Origin of the sequence: Pseudomonas sp. MF6755 (assembly GCF_016405635.1) — a bacterium.
GTDB lineage: Bacteria > Pseudomonadota > Gammaproteobacteria > Pseudomonadales > Pseudomonadaceae > Aquipseudomonas > Aquipseudomonas haemolytica.
In genome coordinates this window covers 116741-142186 of record NZ_JAEKDA010000015.1, presented here as the reverse complement: position 1 = coordinate 142186, position 25446 = coordinate 116741, and the positions used below count along the sequence as shown (strand labels likewise).

Below are 25446 nucleotides of genomic sequence, written 5' to 3'. Positions count from 1 at the left end.
CTGTTAGCGGCGCACTTCTACCGCATTCCCCCGATTTTTCAGGTTTTTGTCAGCCTTGTAGCGCAACGCCACATCCGGTACCGCGCCGCCCTTGCCGGTCTCGACCCAGCTGCGAATACGGCTGGCATCGGCAAAGTGGGTGAACTTGCCAAAGGCATCCAGGATCACCAACGAAACCGGGCGGTTACCCATGCTTGTCACCAGTACCAGGCAATGACCGGCCTGGTTGGTAAAGCCGGTCTTGGTCAGTTTGATATCCCAGTTGGCGCGGTTGATCAGGTGGTCGGTGTTGGAGAAACCCAAGGTGTAGTTAGGCTTGCGGAACGCCACGGTCTTTTCCTTGGTGGTGCTCAACTGGCTCAGCATCGGGAATTTGCGCGCGTAGGCCAGCAGCTTGCTCAGGTCACGGGCGGTCGACACGTTATGGATCGACAGGCCGGTGGGCTCCACATAGTGAGTGCTGGTCATGCCCAGGGACTTGGCCTTGGCGTTCATCGCGGCGATGAAGGCCGCGTAGCCACCCGGATAGTGGTGGGCCAGGCTCGCAGCGGCGCGGTTCTCCGAGGACATCAGCGCGATCAGCAGCATTTCCTTGCGCGGCATCTGGCTGCCGATCTTCACCCGCGAGAACACGCCTTTCATCTCTGGCGTGTCGGTGATGTTGATGTCGATGTACTCGTCCATATTCTGTTTGGCTTCAAGGACGATAAGGCCAGTCATCAGCTTGCTCACCGAGGCGATAGGCACCACCACATCGGGGTTGCTGGAATAAATGACCTTGTTGGTTTGCAGGTCGACCAGCATGGCGCTGCCGGAGGCGATTTGCAGCTTGGAGGCATCACGCGGGGCCAGGGTGGATTCGGCGGCGTGGGCGAAGGTGCCTGTCAAAGCAAAAAACAGGCTGACGATAGAGAGACGAATTTTCACGCGGATGAACTCGCTAAAAAGTAAGAAATACCGTTTGGGAACGGGTTTTATGACAAATGACGTTACATTTTATGAGTATGGATGAAGAACTGTCGAATGTTCTTCTGGAACCAGACGAAAGTGCTTAAAAACTAAGAAAAAACAGCTTTTTTTCGGGCAATAAAAAGCCCTGCGATAAGGCAGGGCTTTTTCATTACGCCTGGTTATTAACCGTGCAGGGTTTCCGCTGCATACAAGGTATTTTCCAGCAGGCAGGCGCGGGTCATCGGGCCGACGCCGCCTGGCACTGGAGTAATCCAACCGGCGCGGGGCAGGGCAGTCTCGTACACCACGTCGCCAACCAACTTGCCGTCGTCCTGGCGGTTGATGCCTACATCGATGACGATGGCGCCTTCCTTGATCCACTCACCTTTCACCAAACCTGGCTTGCCGGCGGCGACCACGACCAGGTCAGCACGGCCGACGTGGCCGGCGAGGTCCTTGGTGAAGCGGTGGGTGACAGTCACGGTGCAACCGGCCAGCAGCAGCTCCATGGCCATCGGGCGACCCACGATGTTGGACGCACCGACGACCACCGCGTCGAGGCCGTACAGGTCGACACCGGTGCTTTCCAGCAGTGTCATGATGCCTTTTGGCGTGCAGGGGCGCAGCAGCGGGATGCGCTGGGCCAGGCGGCCGACGTTATAAGGGTGGAAACCGTCGACGTCTTTATCCGGGCGGATGCGCTCCAGCAGCTTGGAGGCGTCCAGATGCTCGGGCAATGGCAGTTGAAGCAGGATGCCATCGATTGCCGGGTCGTCGTTGAGGCTGTCGATCAGATCGGTGAGAGCCTGCTGGGTGGTCTCGGAAGGTAAGTCATAGGCCTTGGAAATAAAGCCGACCTCTTCACAGTCTTTACGCTTGTGCGAGACATAAACCTGAGAGGCAGGATCGCTGCCGACCAGGATCACCGCGAGGCCCGGCGTGCGCAGGCCTTGCTGGCTGCGCTCGGTGACTCGTTTGGCGATCTGCTGGCGCAGGCTGGCGGCGATTGATTTGCCGTCGATAAGTTGTGCAGTCATTACGCGTGATTAACCATCGAGAGGGGGAAGAAAAGTGCGCGCATTCTCGCATGCCAGGGCGCAAGGGCAAAGGCGCTTGGTCTGCAAATTGCCCTAACCCCTTAAATAAAATGAATTTTTTTCAAAAAAGATTTGACGGGTTTCCGGGGCATCTATACTATTCGTCGCACTTGTCGGGCACAGCCTAGCACTGGTTAAGAAGGTCGAGCAGAATAGTTGTACTGCAAGGCTGGAAGCACTTAGTTTGTAATCCTCAAAGAGTACAGATTAATCAGGCGCCCGTAGCTCAGCTGGATAGAGCATCCGCCTTCTAAGCGGATGGTCGCAGGTTCGAGTCCTGCCGGGTGCGCCATTAGGCAGCTTTGGCACAAGTAGCGCTATATGGTGGGCGTAGCTCAGTTGGTAGAGCACGGGATTGTGACTCCCGTTGTCGAGGGTTCGATCCCCTTCGTCCACCCCATATTTTGAAAGGCGCCAGATTAATCATCTGGCGCCTTTGCTTTAAGAGCTTCAAGCGCGGATGTGGTGGAATTGGTAGACACACTGGATTTAGGTTCCAGCGCCGCGAGGCGTAAGAGTTCGAGTCTCTTCATCCGCACCAATTAAAGCTTTTCCCGGTCGTCAGGCAGGGGAGGGCTCGACAAAGAAGTAGGTTGGTTTCTTTGTTAACGCAATATGGTGGGCGTAGCTCAGTTGGTAGAGCACGGGATTGTGACTCCCGTTGTCGAGGGTTCGATCCCCTTCGTCCACCCCATATTCGAAAGGCGCCAGATTTAACAGTCTGGCGCCTTTTTTGGTTTTGGCGGTTGGTGTTTTGCGGCAGCGAGTACTGGGTCGCAATGGCAGGGCGTTTCATCGTATTTATGTGTCTCGATGATGCTGCATTGTCTATCCGCCCTATTGCAGGGCGGGGCGTCAGGGAGATGAATGACGACTCCTTCTATATATAGAAGAAGCGGCGTAGAGCCCTGGCGTGATTGGCTTTATTTGTCACCGGGGCGGGGCGCAACAGTGCTTTCGTACCGATAAATTGCCGGCTGTTTACGGGCGTATTTCCTGTAGGGTGACTTCTTGAGTTTGACCCACTAGAATGCATGCCCTTGATTGGGGTCGGAAATGGCCGGCTAACGTCTGTGCAACGAGGAATATCCATGCAAGTTTCTGTTGAAAATACTACTGCTCTCGAGCGCCGCCTGAGCATCACCGTGCCGGCAGAGCGTATCGAGACTGCGGTCAACAAGCGTCTGCAGCAGACTGCCCAAAAGGCCAAGATCGCTGGTTTCCGTCCAGGCAAAGTGCCGATGAGCGAAATCAAGCGTCGTTTTGGTGCCGATGCGCGCCAGGAAGCTGTGGGTGACGTGATCCAGGCTTCCTTCTACGAAGCCGTTGTCGAGCAGAAGCTGAACCCGGCTGGCTCGCCTTCGATCGAGCCTAAGTCCCTGGAAGCGGGCAAGGACCTGGAATACGTTGCCGTATTCGAAGTGTTCCCAGAGTTCGAAGTGGCCGGTTTCGACGGTATCGCTATCGAGCGCCTGAGCGCCGAAGTGGCTGATTCGGACCTGGACAACATGCTGGAAATCCTGCGCAAGCAGAACACCCGTTTTGAAGTGGCCGAACGTGCTGCCCAGAACGAAGACCAGCTGAACATCGATTTCGTTGGCAAGGTTGACGGCGAAGTCTTCGCTGGCGGCTCCGCCAAGGGCACCCAGCTGGTGCTGGGTTCCAACCGCATGATCCCTGGTTTCGAAGACGGCCTGGTTGGCGCTAAAGCCGGCGAAGAGCGCGTGCTGAACCTGACTTTCCCTGCTGACTACCAGAACCTGGACCTGGCCGGCAAAGCCGCCGAGTTCACTGTTACTGTCAACAGCGTTTCCGAGCCTAAGCTGCCTGAGCTGAACGAAGAGTTCTTCGCCCAGTTCGGTATCAAGGAAACCGGTATCGAAGGCTTCCGCACCGAAGTTCGCAAGAACATGGAGCGCGAGCTGCGCCAGGCTATCAAGTCCAAGGTCAAGAACCAGGTCATGGACGGTCTGCTGGCCGCCAACCCGATCGAAGTGCCTAAGGCCTTGCTGTCCAACGAAGTGGATCGCCTGCGCGTACAAGCTGTCCAGCAGTTCGGTGGCAACATCAAGCCTGACCAACTGCCAGCCGAGCTGTTCGAAGAGCAAGCCAAGCGCCGCGTTGTGCTGGGCCTGATCGTGGCTGAAGTGGTCAAGCAGTTCGACCTCAAGCCAGACGAAGACCGCGTTCGCGAAATGATCCAGGAAATGGCTTCGGCCTACCAGGAGCCTGAGCAGGTCGTGGCTTGGTACTACAAGAATGACCAGCAGCTGAACGAAGTACGTTCGGTTGTGCTGGAAGAACAAGTTGTGGATACTGTTCTGCAGAAGGCTAAGGTGACCGATAAAGCGGTCTCTTACGAAGAAGCAGTCAAACCGGCGGAAGCAGCACAAGCCGACTGATTGTCCAACTCGTTGGAAATTCAACCATAAGCCAGCCTCGCGCTGGCTTATGCGTTTTCAAGACATGACTATTTGGGAGTAACTGCAGAGCATGTTCCGTAATTCCTATATTCAGCAGAACTCTGATATCCAGGCCGCAGGCGGCCTGGTCCCGATGGTTGTCGAGCAGTCCGCTCGTGGCGAACGCGCCTACGACATCTACTCGCGCCTGCTCAAGGAGCGAGTGATCTTTCTGGTGGGCCCGGTAGAGGACTACATGGCCAACCTGATCTGTGCGCAACTGCTGTTCCTTGAAGCGGAAAACCCGGACAAGGACATCCATCTCTACATTAACTCGCCGGGCGGTTCGGTGACGGCGGGCATGTCGATCTACGACACCATGCAGTTCATCAAGCCAAACGTGTCGACCACCTGTATCGGCCAGGCCTGCAGCATGGGCGCGTTCCTGCTCACCGCGGGTGCCGAAGGCAAGCGTTTCTGCCTGCCGAACTCGCGCGTGATGATTCACCAGCCACTGGGCGGTTTCCAGGGCCAGGCGTCGGATATCGAAATCCACGCCAAGGAAATCCTCTTCATTCGTGAGCGTCTCAACACGCTGATGGCCAAGCATAGCGGGCACACCCTGGAAGAAATCGAGCGCGATACCAACCGTGACAATTTCATGAGCGCTGAAGCCGCGAAGGAATACGGGTTGATCGACGCAGTGATCGACAAGCGCCCCGCTTAATATAAGCCGCTCAAAATAGGGCTGGTCGGCATGTCCGACCACTGGCGGGCTTGAAAAAGCCCGCATAAGCCTTCATCTTGTGTTGCAAGCCTATCGGATTTGGATCGAACGAATGACTGACACCCGCAACGGCGAGGACAACGGCAAGCTGCTCTATTGCTCCTTCTGTGGCAAAAGCCAGCATGAAGTGCGCAAATTGATTGCCGGCCCCTCGGTGTTTATCTGCGACGAATGCGTCGACCTGTGCAATGACATCATCCGCGAGGAGGTGCAGGAAGCCCAGGCCGAGAGCAGTGCGCATAAATTACCTTCGCCTAAAGAAATCAGCGGCATCCTTGATCAATATGTCATTGGTCAAGAGCGTGCAAAGAAGGTTCTGGCCGTAGCGGTGTACAACCACTACAAGCGCTTGAACCAGCGTGACAAGAAAGGCGACGAAGTTGAACTCGGCAAGAGCAACATCTTGCTGATCGGTCCTACAGGCTCGGGTAAAACCCTGCTTGCAGAAACCCTCGCTCGCCTGCTGAACGTTCCGTTCACCATCGCCGACGCCACCACCCTCACCGAGGCTGGCTACGTGGGTGAAGATGTCGAGAACATCATTCAGAAACTGCTGCAAAAGTGTGACTACGACGTAGAGAAAGCCCAGATGGGTATTGTCTACATCGACGAGATCGACAAGATCTCGCGCAAGTCGGATAACCCGTCGATTACCCGGGACGTATCCGGTGAAGGCGTGCAGCAAGCCCTGTTGAAACTGATCGAAGGCACGGTCGCTTCCGTACCGCCACAAGGCGGCCGCAAGCACCCGCAGCAGGAATTTCTTCAGGTTGATACGCGCAACATCCTGTTCATTTGTGGTGGTGCGTTCTCGGGTCTGGAGAAGGTTATCCAGCAGCGTTCCACCCGTGGCGGCATTGGTTTCAGTGCGGAAGTGCGCAGCAAGGAAGAAGGCAAGAAGGTGGGCGAGTCCCTGCGTGAAGTCGAGCCTGACGATCTGGTCAAGTTCGGTCTGATCCCCGAGTTCGTTGGCCGCCTGCCGGTCCTGGCCACGCTGGACGAGCTGGATGAGGCTGCTTTGATTCAGATCCTCACCGAGCCGAAAAACGCCCTGACCAAGCAATACGCCAAGTTGTTCGAGATGGAAGGTGTAGACCTCGAGTTCCGTACCGACGCACTCAAATCAGTGGCCAAACGGGCACTGGAGCGCAAGACCGGTGCACGTGGCCTGCGTTCGATTCTTGAAGGCGTCTTGCTCGACACCATGTATGAAATCCCCTCGCAGTCCGAGGTGAGTAAAGTGGTGATCGACGAAAGCGTTATAGAAGGCAAGTCCAAGCCACTGTATATCTACGAAAACAGTGAGCCGGCTGCCAAGGCTGCGCCAGACGCCTAAGCGTCCAGCAGTTGCGGTACAAGCAAGGGGCCTCTAGGGGCCCCTTGTTTTTTTGGGTGATTTCTCGGTGCGGCGGTTAAAATCGCGTTTATTCATGCGTTTAACTGCTGGCAATGAGCTTGTTTTTTTTGCATGTAACCCCCATCTTGGTTTCAAGCTTACTTTTCAACTGTCATAGAGGCGAAATCATGAAGACAACCATCGAATTGCCTCTCCTGCCGTTGCGTGATGTCGTCGTCTATCCGCACATGGTTATCCCGCTGTTCGTGGGGCGCGAGAAGTCTATCGAAGCCCTCGAGGCCGCGATGACGGGCGACAAGCAAATCCTGCTGTTGGCCCAGAAGAATCCAGCTGATGATGATCCCGGCGAAGAGGCCCTGTATCGCGTCGGCACCATTGCCACTGTGCTGCAATTGCTCAAGCTGCCTGATGGCACCGTCAAGGTGCTGGTGGAAGGTGAGCAGCGCGGTGCCGTAGAGCGTTTCATGGAGGTGGACGGTCACCTTCGCGCTGAAGTGGCGCTGATCGAAGAAGTTGAAGCCCCGGAGCGAGAGTCCGAGGTATTCGTTCGCAGCCTGCTTTCGCAGTTCGAGCAGTATGTGCAGTTGGGCAAGAAAGTCCCGGCTGAAGTCCTGTCTTCCCTCAATAGCATTGATGAGCCAAGCCGCCTGGTCGACACCATGGCTGCGCACATGGCACTGAAAATCGAGCAGAAGCAAGACATCCTCGAAATCATCGACTTGCCGGCGCGTGTCGAGCATGTGCTGGCACTGCTGGATGGCGAAATCGACCTGCTGCAGGTTGAGAAGCGCATCCGTGGCCGCGTGAAGAAACAAATGGAGCGCAGCCAGCGCGAGTACTACCTGAATGAGCAGATGAAGGCCATTCAGAAAGAGCTCGGCGACGGCGAAGAAGGCCACAACGAAATCGAAGAGCTGAAAAAGCGTATCGACGCCGCTGGCCTGCCGAAAGACGCCTTGACCAAGGCCACCGCGGAGCTGAACAAGCTCAAGCAGATGTCGCCGATGTCGGCCGAAGCCACCGTGGTGCGCTCCTACATCGATTGGCTGGTGCAGGTGCCGTGGAAGGCTCAGACCAAGGTGCGCCTTGACCTGGCCCGCGCTGAAGAGATCCTCGACGCGGATCACTACGGTCTCGAAGAGGTCAAGGAGCGCATCCTCGAATACCTCGCTGTGCAAAAGCGTGTGAAAAAAATCCGTGGCCCGGTGTTGTGCCTAGTCGGCCCTCCGGGTGTGGGTAAAACCTCCCTGGCGGAGTCGATTGCCAGTGCGACCAACCGCAAGTTCGTGCGTATGGCCCTGGGTGGCGTGCGCGACGAAGCGGAAATTCGTGGTCATCGCCGCACCTACATCGGTTCGATGCCAGGAAGATTGATTCAAAAAATGACAAAGGTGGGCGTTCGCAACCCGCTGTTCCTGCTCGATGAAATCGACAAAATGGGCAGTGACATGCGTGGCGATCCGGCGTCGGCCTTGCTCGAAGTACTCGATCCCGAGCAGAACCACAATTTCAACGACCATTACCTGGAAGTCGACTACGACCTGTCCGACGTAATGTTCCTGTGCACCTCCAACTCCATGAACATCCCGCCAGCGTTGCTGGACCGGATGGAGGTGATTCGTCTGCCGGGCTATACCGAAGACGAGAAGATCAATATCGCGGTCAAATACCTCGCGCCCAAGCAGATTTCGGCCAACGGCCTGAAGAAGGGCGAGATCGAATTTGAGGTCGAGGCGATCCGCGACATCGTGCGTTACTACACCCGCGAGGCCGGTGTACGGGGCCTTGAGCGCCAGATCGCGAAGATTTGCCGCAAGGCGGTCAAGGAACACGCGCTGGAAAAGCGCTTCTCGGTGAAGGTAGTTGCCGACTCGCTGGAACACTTCCTGGGCGTGAAGAAATTCCGCTACGGTCTGGCCGAGCAACAGGACCAGGTCGGGCAGGTAACTGGCTTGGCGTGGACCCAGGTGGGCGGCGAGTTGCTGACCATTGAAGCGGCGGTTATTCCGGGCAAAGGCCAGTTGATCAAGACCGGTTCCCTCGGTGACGTGATGGTCGAATCCATCACGGCCGCGCAGACCGTGGTGCGCAGCCGCGCCCGGAGCCTGGGCATCCCCCTGGACTTCCACGAGAAGCACGACACCCATATCCATATGCCGGAAGGGGCGACCCCGAAGGATGGCCCTAGCGCGGGTGTAGGCATGTGCACGGCCCTGGTGTCGGCATTGACTGGCATTCCTGTGCGCGCCGATGTGGCAATGACGGGCGAAATTACCCTGCGTGGTCAGGTATTGGCCATCGGTGGATTGAAAGAGAAATTGCTCGCCGCCCACCGGGGTGGAATCAAGACGGTGATCATTCCTGAAGAGAATGTTCGCGACTTGAAGGAAATTCCTGACAATATTAAGCAGGATCTTCAGATTAAACCGGTTAAATGGATTGACGAGGTCCTGCAAATTGCGCTGCAATACGCGCCGGAGCCCTTGCCGGATGTGGCTCCGGAGATAGTCGCGAAGGACGAAAAACGCGAGTCCGATTCCAAGGAAAGAATTAGCACGCATTAATGTGTTAAAGCCTGGGGGCTTCCTTGACAGCTTTTTAGAGCCCTTGTTATAAAGCGGCTCTTAAGTGTCTGTAGGCCATTCAGCACTGGTTTTTGCTTTCACCAAAAAACTTAGAATCATACTCAATAGATATATAAGGGGACTTAGAGTGAACAAGTCGGAACTGATTGATGCTATCGCCGCATCCGCTGATATCCCGAAAGCTGCTGCTGGCCGTGCGCTGGACGCAGTAATCGAATCCGTCACTGGCGCTCTGAAGGCCGGCGACTCCGTGGTACTGGTAGGCTTCGGTACTTTCTCTGTGACTGACCGCCCAGCTCGCACTGGCCGTAACCCACAGACCGGCAAAGCACTGCAAATCGCTGCTGCCAAGAAACCAGGTTTCAAAGCCGGTAAAGCCCTGAAAGAAGCCGTTAACTAAGCTTCGTTCAAGCCTTGCCTACCCGGGTCGGACGCAGTCCGGCCTGGCAGCGGAGCGGCAGCTGACCCACGTATCCATTGGGTCGCCACGCCGGGGGTGTGGGTTCAAACCCCCGTCCGCTCCGCCAGTTACGAGAAGGCGCATCCTCGGATGCGCCTTTCTTCTATCCGGACTCTACCCACGCTCCACGGTTGCCTAATTTTGAAGTTCAACCGTTTCTGGGGGACGCATGCTGCAAAATATCAGGGACAATTCACAAGGCTGGATTGCCAAGACCATTATCGGGATCATCGTCGCATTGATGGCGTTCACCGGTATCGAGGCTATTTTCCAGGCTTCGGGTAATAACAAGCAGGACGTGGCCAAGGTCAACGGTGAGGAAATCACCCAGACCGAATTGAGCCAGGCCGTCGATATGCAACGTCGCCAGCTGATGCAACAGTTGGGCAAGGATTTCGATGCTTCCCTGCTGGACGAGAAATTGCTGCGCGACGCGGCCCTCAAGGGCCTGATCGATCGCAAGCTGCTGCTGCAAGGCGCTGCTGATTCCAAGTTCGGCTTCTCGGAAGCGGCATTGGACCAGGTGATCCTGCAGACGCCGGAATTCCAGGTGGACGGCAAGTTCAACGCCGAACGCTTTGACCAGGTGGTCCGTCAACTGGGCTATAGCCGTATGCAATTCCGTCAGATGCTGACCCAGGAAATGCTGATCGGCCAGGTTCGCGCAGGTATCGCCGGCAGTGGTTTCGTGACCGACGCCGAGGTGCTGGCATTCGCCCGTCTGGAAAAACAGACCCGCGATTTCGCCACCGTCAATATCAAGGCTGACCCCGCGGCGGTGAAACTCACCGACGATGAGGTCAAGGCTTACTACGACCAGCACGCCAAAGAGTTCATGACCCCGGACCAGGTGGTGATCGACTACCTGGAATTGAAGAAGTCGTCCTTCTTCGACCAGGTCACCGTCAAGGACGATGAATTGCAGGCTGCCTACGAGAAGGAAACCGCCAACCTCGCTGAACAGCGTCGTGCCGCGCACATCCTGATCGAAGTCAACGACAAGGTCACCGAGGCTCAAGCCAAGGCCAAGATCGAGGAAATCCAGGCGCGCCTGGCCAAAGGCGAGAAGTTCGAAGCCCTGGCCAAGGAGTTCTCCCAGGATCCAGGTTCGGCCAACAACGGTGGCGACCTTGGCTTTGCCGGCCCGGGCGTCTACGACCCGGACTTCGAAACCGCCCTGTACGGCCTGAAGCAAGACCAGGTATCGGTTCCGGTGCGCAGTGCCTTCGGTTGGCACTTGATCAAGTTGCTGGGCGTTGAAGCGCCTGAGGTGCCATCGTTCGCCAGCCTGAAAGACAAGCTGACCCGCGAGCTCAAGACCCAGCAGGTTGAGCAGCGTTTTGTCGAAGCGACCAAGCAATTGGAAGACGCGGCATTCGAAGCCTCCGACCTGGCTCAGCCAGCGTCTGACTTGAAGCTGACCGTCCACACCTCCGCGCCGTTTGGCCGTGAAGGTGGCGAAGGCGTTGCGGCCAACCGTGCCGTGGTCACTGCTGCATTCAGCCCGGAAGTGCTGGATGAAGGTGCCAACAGCAGCGCCATCGAGCTGGATCCGGAAACCATCATCGTGCTGCGTGCCAAAGAGCACCTCAAGCCGGCCCAACTGCCGCTTGAGAACGTCGCTGCGGCCATTCGCACCCAGATGACCAAGGAGCGTGCGAGCGCTGCCGCCAAAGCCCATGCTGACGAGTTGATCGCCGGCCTGCGTGAGGGCAAGACCGCGCTGGACCAGCCGGTTGACGGTCAAGCCTGGAAAGTCGTTGAAGCGGCTACCCGTGGTCAGGAGTCCATCGACCCAGCCGTGCTGCAAGCCCTGTTCCGCATGCCCAAGCCTGCGGCCAAGGACAAGCCGACCTTCACCACCGTGACCCTGCGCGATGGCAGCCTGGTGCTCGTGCGCTTGAACGGTGTCAACGAAGCGGCAGCGCCTACGGATGAAGAAAAGGCGCAATACCGCCGCTTCCTCGCTTCCCGTGTTGGCCAGCAGGACTTCGCGGCGTATCGCAAACAGCTGGAAACCCAGGCAGACATCAAGAAGTACTGATGCCGGCTTGAATAAAAAGACCCCGTCCTGAAAAGGCCGGGGTCTTTTTTTTGCTCTCGATAAAGCGGGTGCTGAACTCGCCTTATTTGTTCTTGCCTGAAAACTTGAGCTTGCCCCAGGTCAGGCCGATCACTGCTGCCAGGGTCGATGCTGCCAATACGCTCAGCTTGGCCGCTGACAGTAAGGCTGGGTCGGAGAAGGCGAGGGAAGAGATAAAGATCGACATGGTGAAACCGATCCCCGCCAGCAGGCCGACCAGGCCGACGCCCGTCCAGGTTACACCTTCGGGCAGTTTGCAGATGTTGAGCTTGACCAGCGCCAGGCTCGCCAGCATCACGCCCAACGGCTTGCCGAGCACCAGGGCGAAGATGACGCCCATGAACACACCGTGGGCCAGCGGATCATCCACGTTGAAACCGTCCAGGCTCACACCAGCGTTGGCCAGGGCAAACAGCGGCATCACGCCGAACGCTACCCACGGGTGCAGTGCCGATTGCACCCGTTGCACGGGCGGCAACATTTCCCGTTGGGCTTCGCGCAGTTGCTTTAGGGGTTTGGCGACTTGCTGCGGGCTTTCAGCCGAGTGTGAGAACCGCTCCATCAGTTCGTTGAACGTGCGTTCGATGGTCTTCAGTGGGCGTTCGGTGGTGGGCTTGGAATTGACCGGTGTCATCAAGCCCAGGATCACCCCGGCGAGGGTCGGGTGCACGCCGGTCTTGAGCAGGCCAAACCAGACTATCGCACCTGGCAGCAGGTAGATCGCGGCCTTGCCGATGCCCATGCGCTGGAAAATCAGCACCAGGGCCAACCCGCCTGCGGCAATCACCAAACCCATGTAGTCGAGGCTGGCGGTGAAGAAGATCGCGATGATCAGAATCGCTACGATGTCATCGATGATCGCCAGGGCCAGCAACAGGATACGCACGCCACTGGGAATCGACTTGCCCAGCAGCGCCAGCACGCCCACGGCAAAGGCGATGTCGGTTGCGGTGGGCACGGCCCAGCCGCTCGCGGCGGCGGTGCCGTGGTTGAGCAGGGTGTAGATGAGCGCAGGCATGAGCACGCCGCCCAACGCGGCGCCCAGCGGCAGCGTGGCCAGCTTCAGGTTGGCGAGGGCGCCGTCTTTGATTTCCTGACGGATCTCGGCACCGACTACCAGGAAGAAGATAGTCATCAACCCGTCGTTGACCAAAAAGTGCAGTGAGCGTGTGACGCTGTAGTCGCCCAGCCCCAAGGTGATGGGCGTGTTCCAGAAATGCTCGTAGGTCGCGGCGGCGGGGCTGTTAGCCCAGATCAGCGCCGCGATCGCCGCCAGCAGCAGGACGATACCGCTCACAGCTTCGATACGTGAAAAACGCTCAAGGGCAGACAACGCGCCCTCGGTCAAACGCTGAGGGCGAGGGATGGTGGGGTGTTTATCAGGCACGACAAATCTCCATTGGCGGCCCGACCAATGCTTGGCTTTTAACCTGCGCCGTACTTTATGCAGCGACGCACCCAGGGTGATGATAGGAAGCTGATGAATAAGTTGTAAACAAACTTGTCATCGTCTGTGCAATGCCTTGCCCAGCGTTGCGCTCAGCGCCAATAGCATCAGCCCGAAAACTGCCCATGGAAATACCACGACGCCCCCACGTTGCAGCAACAGGCCACCCGCCAATCCACCCCCGGCGATGCCCAGGTTCCACACCGTGACGAGCATTGATTGCGCGGCATCGGCCGAGTTGCCGGCCGACTTGGCCAGCGCGGTTTGTAGCAGGGCGGGCAGGCCACCGAAGGCTAGGCCCCACAACGCAACGCTGACGTAGATGATGATTGCCGAACTGAGCCAGAGGCCCAGCAGTACGGCGGCCACGGCGAACATCGTGCAACTGATGAAGGTCATCAGCCGAAGGTGTCGATCAATCCAGATGCCCACCAGCCATAGGCTCAGCAAGGCGGCCAGGCCAAATACCAACAACACTCGGTCGATTCCGCTGCCGATACCGGCGGGCACCAGCAAGGGGGCGATATAGGTATAGAGAATGTTGTGGGCCAATACGTAGGTAAAGGTCACCCACAGCACCGGACGAATTCCCGGCAAGGCCAGTACGTGATGTAAGCCCAGGCGTTTGCTTGCCGGTTCACCAGCGAAGTCCGGTAGTTGCCAGCGCGCCCACACCATCAGTACCAGGGTCAGGCCGGTCATGATGGCGAAACTGGTGCGCCAACCGACCAGCGTACCCAGCAGGGTGCCGGCGGGTACGCCAAGGGACAAGGCCAGCGGCGCACCGAGCATGGCCACGGCAATTGCCCGGCCCTGCAGGTGAGGGGCGACCATGCGGCTGGCGTAACCTGCCAGCAATGCCCATAGCAGCCCGGCGAACACCCCGGCAAAAAAACGTGCAACCAAGGTCAAGCCATAGTGGCTGGAAAACGCAGTAACACTGTTAACCAACGCAAAGCCACCGATGGCGATCAACAGCAGGGGTCGTCGACGCCAGCCACGGGTCAGTAAGGTCAGCGGGATGGCGGCGAGCAATGAGCCGAGGGCGTAGAGCGTCACCAACTGCCCGACGAGGGCCTGGGACACGCCCAGCCCTACGCCCATTTGCGGTAGCAGCCCGGCGGGCATTGCTTCGGTGAGGATGGTGATAAAGCCTGCCGACGCCAGGGCCAGCAAACCTGCCAGGGGCAAGGGCTCATCCTGAGGGGCTGTATCGGCCAATAAGCAGCTGTCGTTCATAAGGGTTCTCCTTGAAGGGCAAGGAGGCAGGGTAGGGGGCTGCGACGCGCGGAAAAACAGGCTAAGGTTCCGAACTTATCGGACGTTTATGTCCGCAATTGGCAGAGGCATCACCATGGACAGTCTGGGCAGCCTCTCGGTATTCGTGCAGGTCGCGGAAACCCGTAGCTTCACGGCAGCGGGCCGGGTATTGGGCGTTTCATCTTCAGCGGTAGGCAAAAGCATTGCGCGGATGGAAGCGCGCTTGGGTGTCAGGCTGTTTCATCGCAGCACCCGCAGTATCACGCTGACCAGCGAGGGCGCGCTGTTCCTGGAGCGCTCGCGGCGCATCCTGGCGGAAGTGGAAGCGGCCGAGCAGGAGCTGACCGAGGCCAGTGCCACCCCTCGCGGCAAGTTGCGTATCAGTGTGCCCCAGGTACGTGCGTTGTTGATGCCGGTGATCAGCGATTTTATGCGCGCCTACCCGGATATCGAGTTGGATGTGGATTTTTCCGACCGTATGGTAGACGTGATCGAGGAAGGCTTCGACGCGGTGATTCGCACAGGCAAGCCGGAAGATTCGCGCTTGATGGCGCGCCATTTGGGGCATTATCAATTGGTCCTCGTCGGCACGCCCGGCTATTTCGATCAATACGGCACTCCACGCCAGCCGCAGGACTTGAATCATCACGCCTGCCTGCGGCATAAGTTCTGCGCCACCGGCAAGCTGGAGCCCTGGCCCCTGCGCCACGTACCGGGCGCAGCAGAGCCGAACTTGCGCGCGCCATTGGTCAGTACCACCATCGAGTCCCTTAATCATGTGGTGCACGAAGGGCTCGGTATTGCGTGCCTGCCGGACTACATGGTCAATGAGGCGGTGAAGCAAGGGCGGTTGCGCAGGGTGCTGGACGACCACCTCGAGCACCGTGGCAGTTTCTGGTTGCTTTGGCCGGCCAGTCGCCATGCCTCGGCCAAACTGCGGGTATTTGTCGACCATATGTATGCCGGGCTTTTTCCTACCGGCGTGGCTCCCTAAGCCTGTGACGTTTCACCGACAGGAATGCGCGCTTCAAGGCCCCGTTCTGTTGCACAATACCGTCCGGACCGTTTTCCTCAGGATTTTCAATGTCGACATCATTTCACTTGCGTAGCCTCGGGTTGGCGCTGGTGCTGGCGAGCGCCGCAGGCTGCTCGTCACCCAAGACCGCTATCTATGAACATGAGAATTTCGACGACTCCGGTACGTTTTCCCGCGATTACCCGGTCAGCGATGTGGCGGCGTGCGAAGCCGCACGCCGTGCCTTGCTGAGCCAGGGTTACATCATCACCAGCAGCGATCCGAAGCTGGTGGCCGGCAACAAGAGTTTCCAGCAGACCGGCGAAACCCACCTGCAGATCAGTTTCAATGTGGTGTGTGCCGCTGATGGCAAGGGCAGCAATCACTCGACGATGTTCGCCAATGCCCTGCAGGACCGCTATGCGCTGAAGAAGGTCAACAACTCCGCCAGCCTTGGTGTGGGTGTGCTGGGCTCGGTGTCGATGCCGATTGGCTCCACCGATGACTCGATGGTGAAAGTGGCGAGCGAGACCGTTTCGGCGCCGAAGTTCTACGAACGTTACTTTGCATTAGTGGATGTATTCCTGCCCCAGGAAGTGAAGCAGGCCGAGCATATTCCCGAGAAGCCCAAGGCTGATCTGGGCGTGCCTGAGCCCAAGGCCGCTCCGGTAGCCGAGAAGGTCGAGGCGCCGCAGGACGCACCAGTGGTGCCTGCCGCTGCGCAACCGCTTGCACCGCCACCTGAGGCCGCGCCGATCGCGCCGAACCCAGAGCCTGCACCGACGCCGGCGCCTGCAACCGAGCCAGCGCCAGCGCCGACCAATCCCAGCCTGCCGGCACCGACAGAGGCGATTCCGCTCCTGCCAACGCCTGCGCAGTAACTCAGACGGCTACGGGATCTGCCTTGTCGACGTTGATCCCGTAGCGGCTGATGGCCTCTACGATTTTGTCACGGCCTATGACGCCGTCATCTGCTAACGCCTTCAAGGCCGCCAGAACGATGAAGTGACGATCGACCTCGAAGAACTCGCGCAATGACTCCCGGGTATCCGATTGCCCGAAGCCATCGGTGCCGAGTGCGACGAAACGGCGACCGTGCACGAAGGGGCGAATCTGGTCGGCGAATAACTTCATGTAGTCCGTGGCCACCACCACCGCTCCGGTTTTCCCGGCGAGGCAGGCTTCGACGTAGCTCTGGCGCGGCTCGCTTTGCGGGTGCAGCAGGTTCCAACGTTCGGCGGCGTGCCCGTCACGGCGCAGCTCGGTCAGGCTGGTGACGCTCCAGACATCGCTATGCACGGCGAAATCCCTGGCCAGCAGCTCGGCTGCGGCGATCACTTCGCGCAAGATCGAGCCGCTGCCCATCAGTTGCACCTGCGCTTGCGGGTGAGTGCTCAGCGGATACATGCCCTTGAGAATCCCTTCTTCAACGCCTTCGGGCATCGCCGGGTGCGGGTAGTTTTCGTTGAGCAGGGTGATGTAGTAATAGATGTCCTCCTGCTCGACATACATGCGCCGCATGCCCTCGCGAATAATCACCGCCAGCTCGTAGGCAAAAGTCGGGTCATAGGCGATGCAGCACGGAATCACCGACGCCAGGATATGGCTGTGCCCGTCGTCGTGCTGCAAACCTTCGCCCATCAGCGTGGTGCGCCCGGCCGTGGCGCCCAGCAGGAAGCCGCGCGCGCGTGCATCACCCGCCGCCCACGCCAGGTCGCCGACGCGCTGGAAGCCGAACATCGAATAGAAAATATAGAACGGCACGGTCATCAGGCCATGGTTGCTGTAGGACGTACTTGCCGCTATCCACGAAGAAATGGCGCCGGATTCGTTCAGCCCTTCCTGCATGATCTGGCCGTCCTTGCTCTCCTTGTAGTAACTCAATTGCCCGGCGTCCTGTGGGGTGTAGAGCTGCCCGACGGCGGAGTGGATGCCGATCTGGCGGAACAGGCTTTCCATGCCGAACGTGCGCGATTCATCCGGCACGATGGGGACGATCAGCTTGCCCAGTTGCGGGTCTTTGAGCAGGGTACCGAGGATGCGCACAAAGGCCATGGTGGTGGAGATGGCGCGCTCGCCGGTGTCTTTGAGCTGGGTGGCGAACGCGCTCAGTTCGGGGATCTGCAACGGCGCGGCGGCCGTGTGGCGCGCCGGTACATAGCCGCCCAGGGCTTGGCGCCTTGCGGCGAAGTAGCGGGCTTCTTCGCTGTCGGCGGCGGGTTTGAGGTAAGGGATTTCATCGAGCCGGTCATCGGCGACTTCCAGGCCGAAGCGGTCGCGAAAGGCTTTTACCGCGTCGGCCCCCATCTTCTTCAATTGGTGGTTGATGTTCTGGCCTTCGCCGGCTTCACCCATGCCAAAACCCTTGACGGTCTTGGCCAGGATCACCGTGGGCTGGCCCTTGTGGCGCACGGCGGCAGCGTAGGCGTTGTAGACCTTGTCCGGGTCATGCCCACCCCGTGAGAGTTTCCAGATATCGTCGTCGGACATGTCCGCAACCAGCGCCAGCAACTCTGGGTATTTGCCAAAGAAGTGTTCGCGTACATAGGCGCCATTCTGGGATTTGTAGTTCTGGTAGTCGCCGTCCACGCATTCCATCATGCGTTGGCGCAGCAGGCCGCTCTGGTCCTTCTCCAGCAGCGCGTCCCAGCCGCCGCCCCAGATCACCTTGATCACATTCCAGCCGGCGGCGCGATACAGGCTTTCGAACTCCTGGATCACCTTGGCATTGCCGCGCACTGGGCCATCCAGGCGTTGCAGGTTGCAGTTGACCACGAAGATCAGGTTGTCGAGTTTTTCGCGGCCCGCCAGGGAGATGGCGGCCAGGGACTCCGGCTGGTCCATTTCGCCATCGCCGAGGAATGCCCACACCTTGCGGCCCTGATGTTGCTTGAGGGCGCGAAACTCCAGGTAACGCATGAACCGTGCCTGGTAGGCGGCAGTGATCGGCCCAAGGCCCATGGACACGGTGGGAAATTGCCAGAAGTCTGGCATCAATCGTGGATGCGGGTAGGAAGACAGCCCTTCGCCACCGACCTCGCGGCGGAAGTTGTCGAGCTGAGCTTCGCTGATACGGCCTTCCAGGTAGGCGCGGCCATAGATGCCCGGGGAGGAGTGGCCCTGGATGTACACCAGGTCGCCGTCGAAGGTGTCGGTTCGGCCACGGAAAAAATGATCGAAGCCTACGTCATACAGCACCGCAGCTGATGCGTAGGTGGCGATATGCCCACCCACACCTGAGTGTTTGCCTGCGCGCAAGACCATCGCCATGGCGTTCCAGCGGATAAACGCATTGGTGCGACGCTCGATGTCCAGGTTGCCGGGGTAGGGCAGTTGGCGCTCGACCGGGAGGGTGTTGACGTAGGGAGTGGTCACCCGCCCGTAGAAGTCGCCATGCCGCGCTACGTCGAAATCCAGCAACTGATCGATCAGGTAATGGGCGCGGGGGCGGCCTTCGGTGGACAGCACCGATTCGATGGACTCCAGCCATTCGCGGGTTTCCTGTGGATCGTCGTCGAGTCTTGCTGCGTTATTCGGGGTCATGTGAGGCTCCAGGGTAGGCGGATTCAAGCGGCGAGCTCCTTGTGAGAGTGACGCAAATGTAGTTGCAATTGCAACTACATGGCGGAATCTAGCGCGGGATGAGCTACTATTGCAACCTTCTTGAAATCCCCCCGGATGGTGTTGCATGTCGTCGAAAGAACCGGATGTCTGGTTCCGTTTTGTCAGGGCTCACAGGACGGTCATCCGTGAAATCGAGCGGCGGCTGGCCGCTGCGGATCTTCCGCCGTATGCCTGGTACGACGCGTTGTGGGGCCTGGAAAGCGGGCCCGACGGTACCCGTCGCATGCACGAATTGGCCGATGTGCTGGCCATCGAACGCTACAACCTCACGCGCCTGGTGGACCGCCTGGAAAAGGACGGCCTGGTGGTGCGCTCGCGTTCCGACGGCGACGGGCGTGCGGCGTTTGCCTCGATCACGGACGCTGGCCGGGTGTTGCGCAAAAAAATGTGGAAGATCTACGAAAGCACCGTGGACGAGCTGTTCCTGTCGCAGATCGAACCCGGGCAGCGCCGGGCGTTTGCCGATGCCCTGGAGCGCACCGCTGGGCTGGCGATGGACGCGGGCGTGCCGACCCGCAGCCGAGGCAAGCGCTGAGAAACAATGGAAGCCAATGCAAGCCCGCTCCCACAATCCAGCTCATCCAAGTGGGTAGCGGGCTGTTGCTTTCTCCACGTCTAAGGCATCGATCCGTCCTTCCTCCGCCAATGCCCTGAGTGCCGATATCACCACCCAGTACCGACTTGGTGCCGCCGCCTGCACCGACCCCGCGCCCAACGCCATGAAGCGCGTAGCCACGTGCGCCCTCAACTGATCGACAATCGCCTGCGGATAGCCGGTCACCGCAATCACCGGCGCTGCATTTCCCGCCAGGCAATCGCGCAAATGGCAGCTGCGCCTGGGGCCCATGGGGTGCAAGCGGTTCCAGCGCTCAGCCGCCGCCGCCTCACGAGCCAGCCGTGTGTAGCTGGGGCAACTCCATACCTGCGTCGTGATATTCCAGTCCTGCGCCAGCAACCGAGCGGCGTGCATGACTTCTTCAAGCGCCCGGCCAGCACCGAGCAGGCGCACATCTCCTACTTGCCCACGTTGGATCGGGTACATGCCTTTATGGGCGTCTGCGCGGTCCCGGCTATCCAGTGGGGTGTTGCCATCTTGATCATGCAGCGCCAGGTAATAAAAGCCCGGCTGGCCGTCGACGTATAGCGTGCGCAGCCCCGCCAGCACAATTGCCCGGGCTTCGTCTCCCGAGGCGGGATCGTAGGGCGTGCAGCGCGGATGGGTCGCCAGCCATAACGGCAGCGACGGGTCTGCGCCCCTGGGCCATGGGGATGGCCGGTTTTCGATGTCATTGCACAAGATGCCGCGCTGGGCGGTGTGTTCCGACAGTGCATGTAACTGTGCCGACGACGTCGCGCTATGCAGGTAGAGCAGGGGTTTTTCGCCACGATTGCGTGCGAACCAGGTGGGCCAGTTGCCCGCGCGGCGGCTGCGTGACTGGCCACGGATCACCCAGGCTTGTTGGCTGGATTCCAGGGTGTTGGCCATGGCCATGACCGTACACAACGGCGAGCTGCCCGGGCTGGTGGCGGTGTTGAGTGCGTCGATGCAGCGCTGCGCAGAGTGCGCGGTAGAAGCAGGCATGGGTCGAAGCTCCTTTCAACGGATGCTTGTACCCTAATGGAAATGTGGTTGCATTTGCAATGATTGCAATTGCACCTGGATAGCGCCGCAGCTAAATCATCCTGATCCTGGCGCGTTTGATCTTGAGGTACAGGAATGTCATCACGTCGACATTTTTTCGTCATGACGGCACTTTAGGCTGGGTTCGCAGGTCATTTATCTGCAACCGCTTTGAACTCAAGAAGGAGTCCACCATGGACGAATATCAGGAAGAACTGCTGGAGTACCAGGCATTCGAGCTGGATCCGCTGGATCCCGCCGACGATGCCACCGAGCTGTAAAACCGACTTCAGGCGGAATGCCGCTGACTGCGGCGAAATTCCCCTGGGGTCTGGTTGTTCCAGCGCCTGAACGCCCGCTGGAAGGCTTGGGCCGAAGCAAAACCAAGCAAGTAGGCAATCTCGCCGAAGGCCAGCTCCGTATCGCGAATGTAGGTCATGGCCAGGTCGCGACGGGTGTCGTTGAGAATCGCGCGAAACTGCGTGCCTTCTTCGGCCAGTTTGCGCCGCAGTGTCCAGGTCGGCAGCTTCAAGCGCGCCGCCACTTCTTCCAGGTCGGGTTCCCGGCCACCATTGAGCATCGGCCCGAGCAACCGGGTAATGCGCTCGCGCAGGCTGCGGGTGCGGGTTAACTGCTCCAATTCCCTTTCACATAACTGCAGCAACAGGTGCCAGGTGCTGGGGCAGTGCTGTGGGTTGCGCAGGGCCAACGTCGGTTGGCTGAGGCGCAATTGATTGGCGTCGGCGCCGAAGTGGACCAGGCCTTCCCCCAGCACGCTGTAGTGTTCGTGGTAGTCCGGCGCTTCAAATTCGATTTCAATTCGCTGTGCCTGCACCGGCTGCTGCGCCAGGCCGGACAGTTGTTGCAGCCAGCCGGCAATGATCGAATCCACTACGAAGCGGTTATAGGCGTTGTAGGGACTGATGGAATAGAACCGCAGCCAAGCACCCTCGGCATCTTCATGAAAGCTCGATTGCCCGCGATAGTTGGAGCCGTATAGCGCTTCAAAGCGTGTCAGCGTGCGCGCCGCTTCACGCACGTTGGGCGCCTGGGCGGCGGTGACGCCGGCAAGCCCTGCCTGGCTCAAGCGGCTGAGCTGGCCCATGCGCAGGCCCAGGCTCGGGTCGCCGGTCAGTTGGATGGCCGCGTGGCCCAGGCGCATATAGCGCGGGATCGACAAGCGTGCCCCGGCTTCAGCCAGGCGCGCCGGATCGAGGCCGTATTGCAGCAGCAGCGGTTGCGGGTCCAGGCCGTGGCTGTGGATGGCGTCGGCCAGGGTGTGCACGAAGCCCACCGACAGATCCCCCAGGCGCACCGGCTTCAAGGGCTACAGCCAGATATTCAGCAAGCGCGCACCACGGGCGTCGCTGTCGGCGAACACTTGCCCGTTGCTGCTGAGGAAGCTCTGGCCGGCGCTGCCCAGGTCCCAGAACTGCCCGCGCAAAAACACGCTCATGCCTGCCGTGGCTTGGCTGACGGGTTGCTGGCTGATCAGGGTCAGGCGGCGCCAGGCAGCGCCCTCGCTGGTTTCTTCGGGCTTGAGGCTGACTTCAGAAGGCGTCGACACGCTCTTGAAGCCGCGCCATGGACGCTCCCAGGTGTCGCGACCGGTGACAAAGGCCGGCACTGCGACCAGTTGCGCACCTTGCTCGTTGAGCTTGCGGTAATTGTCCGGGTACCAGCTGTCGCTGCCCACCAGGATGCCCAGGCGTCCGGCCGGGGTGTCGACCACGTTGAGGGTGTTTTCATCGCCTGGTGCGATAAACCCGCGTTCATCGTAGATCGGGTAAAGCTGGCGCTGCGGCTGGCCCAGTGGCAGGCCATCGGCAGCAAATACTACGCTGGTGTTGTACAGCGCGCCGTGCCCGACCTGCAGTAGCCCTTGGCTGACAGTGGGGTTGGGCAGGGTGACGGAGCCGGCTACCAGGGTCACGCCGAATTCCTTGGCCAGGCCACCAAACAGCACTTGGTAGTCACGCGCCATCGCAGGCGCTTTCATGCGCAAGTACGCATCGTCCATGCGGTTGTCGCCGGTGGCGCTGATCCAGGCGCGCATGAACAGCAACGGGTTGCTGATCGACAGCCAGTTCATCGCATCCTTGAGATGCGCGGCTTGGTACAGCTCGTTTTTTTCGCCACTGAGCATCAGCCAGGTGCCGATATGTTCCGGCAGCACCACGATGGTCTTGGGGTTGATCAGGCCTTGGTCCTGTGCGTTTCGCAGGTAGGCCGCCAGCTTCAGGTGCAGGCGTTCCAGGCTCTGGTAGTCGGCGGGGAACAGCTCCGGCTGGATGCCCAGCAGGTTGCCACGGTCGGCCGGTTGGCCTTCATTGACGGCGAGGGTGATGCGCAGGTCCGACAGGTAATGCGCCACGGGGCGCTCCTGGGTCCAGACCAGATACGCGGCGAGGGCGGCAACCAGGGCCATGGTGACGGTGAACGCTAGAAGTTTACGCATGGGGCAACAGACAACAGACCGGGGGCAGGGTTCGCGACTAGGGTAGGGCTCATGGCCCGGCTTGCCAAGGGGCGCTGTGCATTTGGATCAATAACTTGTCAGTTTCAGTCATTGAGCCGTGGTCCACTGCCTCTTAGTCTGTGGGACATAAACCGATGGCACGCCGTTCGAGTGCGCCACGTCCCGTGATGATCCGTTGTGGAGCTGTACCATGACCGCTGCTGCCTATCCGCACCTGCTGGCCCCGTTGGACCTGGGTTTTACCACCTTGCGCAACCGCACCCTGATGGGCTCGATGCATACCGGCCTGGAAGAGAAACCCGGCGGTTTCGAGCGCATGGCCGCCTACTTTGCCGAGCGCGCCCGTGGTGGCGTGGGCCTGATGGTTACCGGCGGCATTGGCCCGAATGACGAGGGCGGTGTGTACGCCGGTGCAGCCAAGCTGACCACTGACGAAGAGGCGCGCAAGCACAAGATCGTCACCCAGGCTGTGCACGAGGCGGGCGGCAAGATCTGCATGCAGATCCTCCACGCCGGGCGTTACGCCTACAGCCCCAAGCAGGTAGCCCCGAGCGCGATCCAGGCGCCGATCAACCCGTTCAAGCCCAAGGAACTGGATGAAGAGGGCATCGAGAAGCAGATCCAGGATTTCGTCACCTGCTCGTTGCTGGCCCAGGTCGCCGAATACGACGGCGTGGAAATCATGGGTTCGGAAGGCTACTTCATTAACCAGTTCCTCGCTGCCCACACCAACCATCGCACCGACCGCTGGGGTGGCAGCTTTGAAAACCGCATGCGCCTGGCGGTGGAAATCGTGCGCCGTGTGCGCGAAGCAGTAGGCCCGAACTTCATCATTATCTTTCGCCTGTCGATGCTCGACCTGGTGGAAGGCGGCAGCGTCTGGGAAGAAGTCGTGCAGTTGGCCAAGGCCATCGAGCAGGCCGGCGCGACGATCATTAACACCGGCATCGGCTGGCACGAAGCACGTATCCCGACCATCGCCACCAAGGTGCCCCGTGGTGCGTTCAGCAAGGTCACGGCCAAATTGCGCGGTGCGGTGCAAATACCACTGATTACCACCAACCGCATCAACACCCCGGAAATCGCCGAGCAGATCCTGGCCGAAGGCGACGCCGACATGGTCTCGATGGCGCGACCGTTTCTTGCCGACCCGGAGTTCGTCAACAAGGCGGCGGCCGGGCGGGCCGATGAAATCAACACCTGCATCGGCTGCAACCAGGCGTGCCTGGACCACACCTTTAGCGGCAAGCTGACGACCTGCCTGGTCAACCCGCGGGCGTGCTATGAAACCGAGCTCAATTACTTGCCTGTCAAGCAGATCAAGCAGATCGCAGTAGTCGGCGCCGGTCCTGCGGGCCTGGCCGCTGCCACCGTGGCGGCCGAGCGTGGCCACCACGTGACCTTGTTCGATTCCGCCAGCGAAATCGGTGGCCAGTTCAATATCGCCAAGCGCGTGCCGGGCAAGGAAGAGTTCTTCGAAACCCTGCGTTATTTCAAGCGCAAGTTGCAGACCACCCACGTCGAGTTGTGCCTCAACACTCGCGTTGATGTGGAGCAACTGGTGGCGGGCGGTTATGACGAAGTGATCCTGGCCACCGGTATCGCGCCACGTACTCCGGCGATCCCGGGCGTCGAGAACGCCAAGGTGTTGAGTTACCTGGACGTGATCCTCGAGCGCAAACCGGTGGGCAAGCGTGTGGCGGTGATCGGCGCTGGTGGCATTGGTTTTGACGTGTCGGAATTTCTCGTACACCAAGGCGTGTCCACCAGCCTGGATCGCGAGGCGTTCTGGAAAGAATGGGGCATCGACACCCAGTTGGAAGCTCGTGGCGGTGTGGCCGGGATCAAGCCCGAGCGCCACGCCCCGGCCCGTGAAGTGTTCCTGCTGCAGCGCAAGACTTCAAAGGTCGGCGACGGCCTGGGCAAGACCACCGGTTGGATCCACCGTACCGGCTTGAAGAACAAGCAGGTGCAGATGCTCAACAGTGTCGAGTACTTGAAGATCGATGATGAAGGCTTGCATATCCGTATCGGCGCCGAGGGCGAGCCAAAGGTGCTGGCGGTGGACAATATCGTCATCTGCGCCGGCCAGGACCCGCTGCGCGAATTGCACGACGGCCTGGTTGCCGCCGGCCAGAACGTGCACCTGATCGGCGGTGCCGACGTGGCGGCCGAGCTGGATGCCAAGCGCGCGATCAACCAGGGCTCGCGCCTGGCTGCCGAGTTGTAAGGCGACAACAGGGGCGGTGTTAGACTACCGCCCCTTTTTTCATGCAGA

19 protein-coding genes and 4 tRNA genes are annotated in these 25446 nt (G+C 59.6%); 15 read left to right on the top strand and 8 right to left on the bottom strand.

Annotated features, from left to right (window positions below; genetic code table 11):
* Window positions 1-3: 3 nt before the first annotated feature.
* Both pbpG and folD read right to left on the bottom strand, forming a co-directional pair.
* Window positions 4-927, bottom strand: a complete 924-nt coding sequence (gene pbpG / locus JFT66_RS20585) for a D-alanyl-D-alanine endopeptidase (protein ID WP_162524947.1) — start codon at window positions 925-927, stop codon at window positions 4-6.
* Window positions 928-1133: 206 nt separating this feature from the next.
* Entirely contained in the window at window positions 1134-1988 is an 855-nt protein-coding gene (gene folD / locus JFT66_RS20580; protein WP_034120381.1) for a bifunctional methylenetetrahydrofolate dehydrogenase/methenyltetrahydrofolate cyclohydrolase FolD, read from the bottom strand.
* 275 nt (window positions 1989-2263) lie between these two features.
* On the opposite strand from folD, the gene JFT66_RS20575 reads away from it, so the two are divergent.
* From JFT66_RS20575 to JFT66_RS20530, 10 genes are all read left to right on the top strand, one after another.
* Window positions 2264-2340: transfer RNA gene (locus tag JFT66_RS20575), tRNA-Arg, on the top strand.
* Between the two features lie 32 nt (window positions 2341-2372).
* Window positions 2373-2448, top strand: a tRNA-His gene (locus tag JFT66_RS20570).
* 56 nt (window positions 2449-2504) lie between these two features.
* A tRNA-Leu gene (locus tag JFT66_RS20565) sits at window positions 2505-2589 on the top strand.
* A gap of 77 nt (window positions 2590-2666) precedes the next feature.
* A tRNA-His gene (locus JFT66_RS20560) sits at window positions 2667-2742 on the top strand.
* A 397-nt stretch (window positions 2743-3139) separates the two neighbouring features.
* Window positions 3140-4450: a trigger factor gene (gene tig / locus JFT66_RS20555; RefSeq protein WP_153839241.1), complete on the top strand. Its 1311-nt coding sequence runs from the start codon at window positions 3140-3142 to the stop codon at window positions 4448-4450.
* A gap of 91 nt (window positions 4451-4541) precedes the next feature.
* Window positions 4542-5177 carry an ATP-dependent Clp endopeptidase proteolytic subunit ClpP gene (gene clpP, locus JFT66_RS20550; RefSeq protein WP_034120379.1) on the top strand — a complete coding sequence of 212 codons (636 nt, stop codon included), beginning with the start codon at window positions 4542-4544 and terminating at the stop codon, window positions 5175-5177.
* Window positions 5178-5289: 112 nt separating this feature from the next.
* Window positions 5290-6573: an ATP-dependent Clp protease ATP-binding subunit ClpX gene (gene clpX, locus JFT66_RS20545; RefSeq protein WP_010209414.1), complete on the top strand. Its 1284-nt coding sequence runs from the start codon at window positions 5290-5292 to the stop codon at window positions 6571-6573.
* 188 nt (window positions 6574-6761) lie between these two features.
* Window positions 6762-9158 carry an endopeptidase La gene (gene lon / locus JFT66_RS20540; RefSeq protein ID WP_034120378.1) on the top strand — a complete coding sequence of 799 codons (2397 nt, stop codon included), beginning with the start codon at window positions 6762-6764 and terminating at the stop codon, window positions 9156-9158.
* A gap of 148 nt (window positions 9159-9306) precedes the next feature.
* Entirely contained in the window at window positions 9307-9579 is a 273-nt protein-coding gene (locus JFT66_RS20535; RefSeq protein WP_003174819.1) for an HU family DNA-binding protein, read from the top strand.
* Window positions 9580-9808: 229 nt separating this feature from the next.
* The gene (locus JFT66_RS20530) at window positions 9809-11683 is read left to right on the top strand and encodes a SurA N-terminal domain-containing protein (protein WP_153870815.1); all 1875 of its coding nucleotides are present in this window, start codon (window positions 9809-9811) and stop codon (window positions 11681-11683) included.
* An 82-nt stretch (window positions 11684-11765) separates the two neighbouring features.
* On the opposite strand, the gene nhaA is transcribed toward JFT66_RS20530, so the two are convergent.
* Both nhaA and JFT66_RS20520 read right to left on the bottom strand, forming a co-directional pair.
* The gene (nhaA, locus tag JFT66_RS20525) at window positions 11766-13109 is read right to left on the bottom strand and encodes a Na+/H+ antiporter NhaA (RefSeq protein ID WP_198859986.1); all 1344 of its coding nucleotides are present in this window, start codon (window positions 13107-13109) and stop codon (window positions 11766-11768) included.
* A 117-nt stretch (window positions 13110-13226) separates the two neighbouring features.
* Window positions 13227-14408, bottom strand: a complete 1182-nt coding sequence (locus tag JFT66_RS20520; protein ID WP_198859985.1) for an MFS transporter — start codon at window positions 14406-14408, stop codon at window positions 13227-13229.
* Between the two features lie 115 nt (window positions 14409-14523).
* Between JFT66_RS20520 and JFT66_RS20515 the strand changes: the two genes are divergently transcribed.
* A complete protein-coding gene (locus JFT66_RS20515) occupies window positions 14524-15423 on the top strand; it encodes a LysR family transcriptional regulator (RefSeq protein WP_198809607.1) in 900 nt (299 codons plus the stop codon).
* Between the two features lie 89 nt (window positions 15424-15512).
* A complete protein-coding gene (locus tag JFT66_RS20510) occupies window positions 15513-16325 on the top strand; it encodes a DUF2242 domain-containing protein (RefSeq protein WP_153839244.1) in 813 nt (270 codons plus the stop codon).
* Window position 16326: 1 nt separating this feature from the next.
* Here JFT66_RS20510 and aceE read toward each other — a convergent pair whose 3' ends face one another.
* A complete protein-coding gene (aceE, locus tag JFT66_RS20505) occupies window positions 16327-18987 on the bottom strand; it encodes a pyruvate dehydrogenase (acetyl-transferring), homodimeric type (RefSeq protein ID WP_198859984.1) in 2661 nt (886 codons plus the stop codon).
* 145 nt (window positions 18988-19132) lie between these two features.
* Here aceE and JFT66_RS20500 point away from each other — a divergent pair, with 145 nt between their 5' ends.
* Complete coding sequence (locus JFT66_RS20500; protein WP_034120371.1) at window positions 19133-19603, top strand: MarR family winged helix-turn-helix transcriptional regulator; 471 nt, start codon at window positions 19133-19135, stop codon at window positions 19601-19603.
* 42 nt (window positions 19604-19645) lie between these two features.
* On the opposite strand, the gene JFT66_RS20495 is transcribed toward JFT66_RS20500, so the two are convergent.
* Window positions 19646-20650 carry a transketolase-like TK C-terminal-containing protein gene (locus JFT66_RS20495; protein WP_198859983.1) on the bottom strand — a complete coding sequence of 335 codons (1005 nt, stop codon included), beginning with the start codon at window positions 20648-20650 and terminating at the stop codon, window positions 19646-19648.
* A gap of 122 nt (window positions 20651-20772) precedes the next feature.
* Here JFT66_RS20495 and JFT66_RS20490 point away from each other — a divergent pair, with 122 nt between their 5' ends.
* Window positions 20773-20970: a hypothetical protein gene (locus JFT66_RS20490; protein WP_152612363.1), complete on the top strand. Its 198-nt coding sequence runs from the start codon at window positions 20773-20775 to the stop codon at window positions 20968-20970.
* A gap of 8 nt (window positions 20971-20978) precedes the next feature.
* On the opposite strand, the gene JFT66_RS20485 is transcribed toward JFT66_RS20490, so the two are convergent.
* Both JFT66_RS20485 and JFT66_RS20480 read right to left on the bottom strand, forming a co-directional pair.
* Window positions 20979-22013 carry an AraC family transcriptional regulator gene (locus JFT66_RS20485; protein ID WP_198859982.1) on the bottom strand — a complete coding sequence of 345 codons (1035 nt, stop codon included), beginning with the start codon at window positions 22011-22013 and terminating at the stop codon, window positions 20979-20981.
* Window positions 22014-22016: 3 nt separating this feature from the next.
* On the bottom strand, window positions 22017-23147 hold the full coding sequence (locus JFT66_RS20480) for a carbon-nitrogen hydrolase family protein (protein ID WP_198859981.1): 1131 nt from the start codon (window positions 23145-23147) through the stop codon (window positions 22017-22019).
* A 211-nt stretch (window positions 23148-23358) separates the two neighbouring features.
* Here JFT66_RS20480 and JFT66_RS20475 point away from each other — a divergent pair, with 211 nt between their 5' ends.
* Window positions 23359-25398 carry an NADPH-dependent 2,4-dienoyl-CoA reductase gene (locus JFT66_RS20475; RefSeq protein WP_198859980.1) on the top strand — a complete coding sequence of 680 codons (2040 nt, stop codon included), beginning with the start codon at window positions 23359-23361 and terminating at the stop codon, window positions 25396-25398.
* The last annotated feature ends 48 nt before the right edge of the window (window positions 25399-25446 follow it).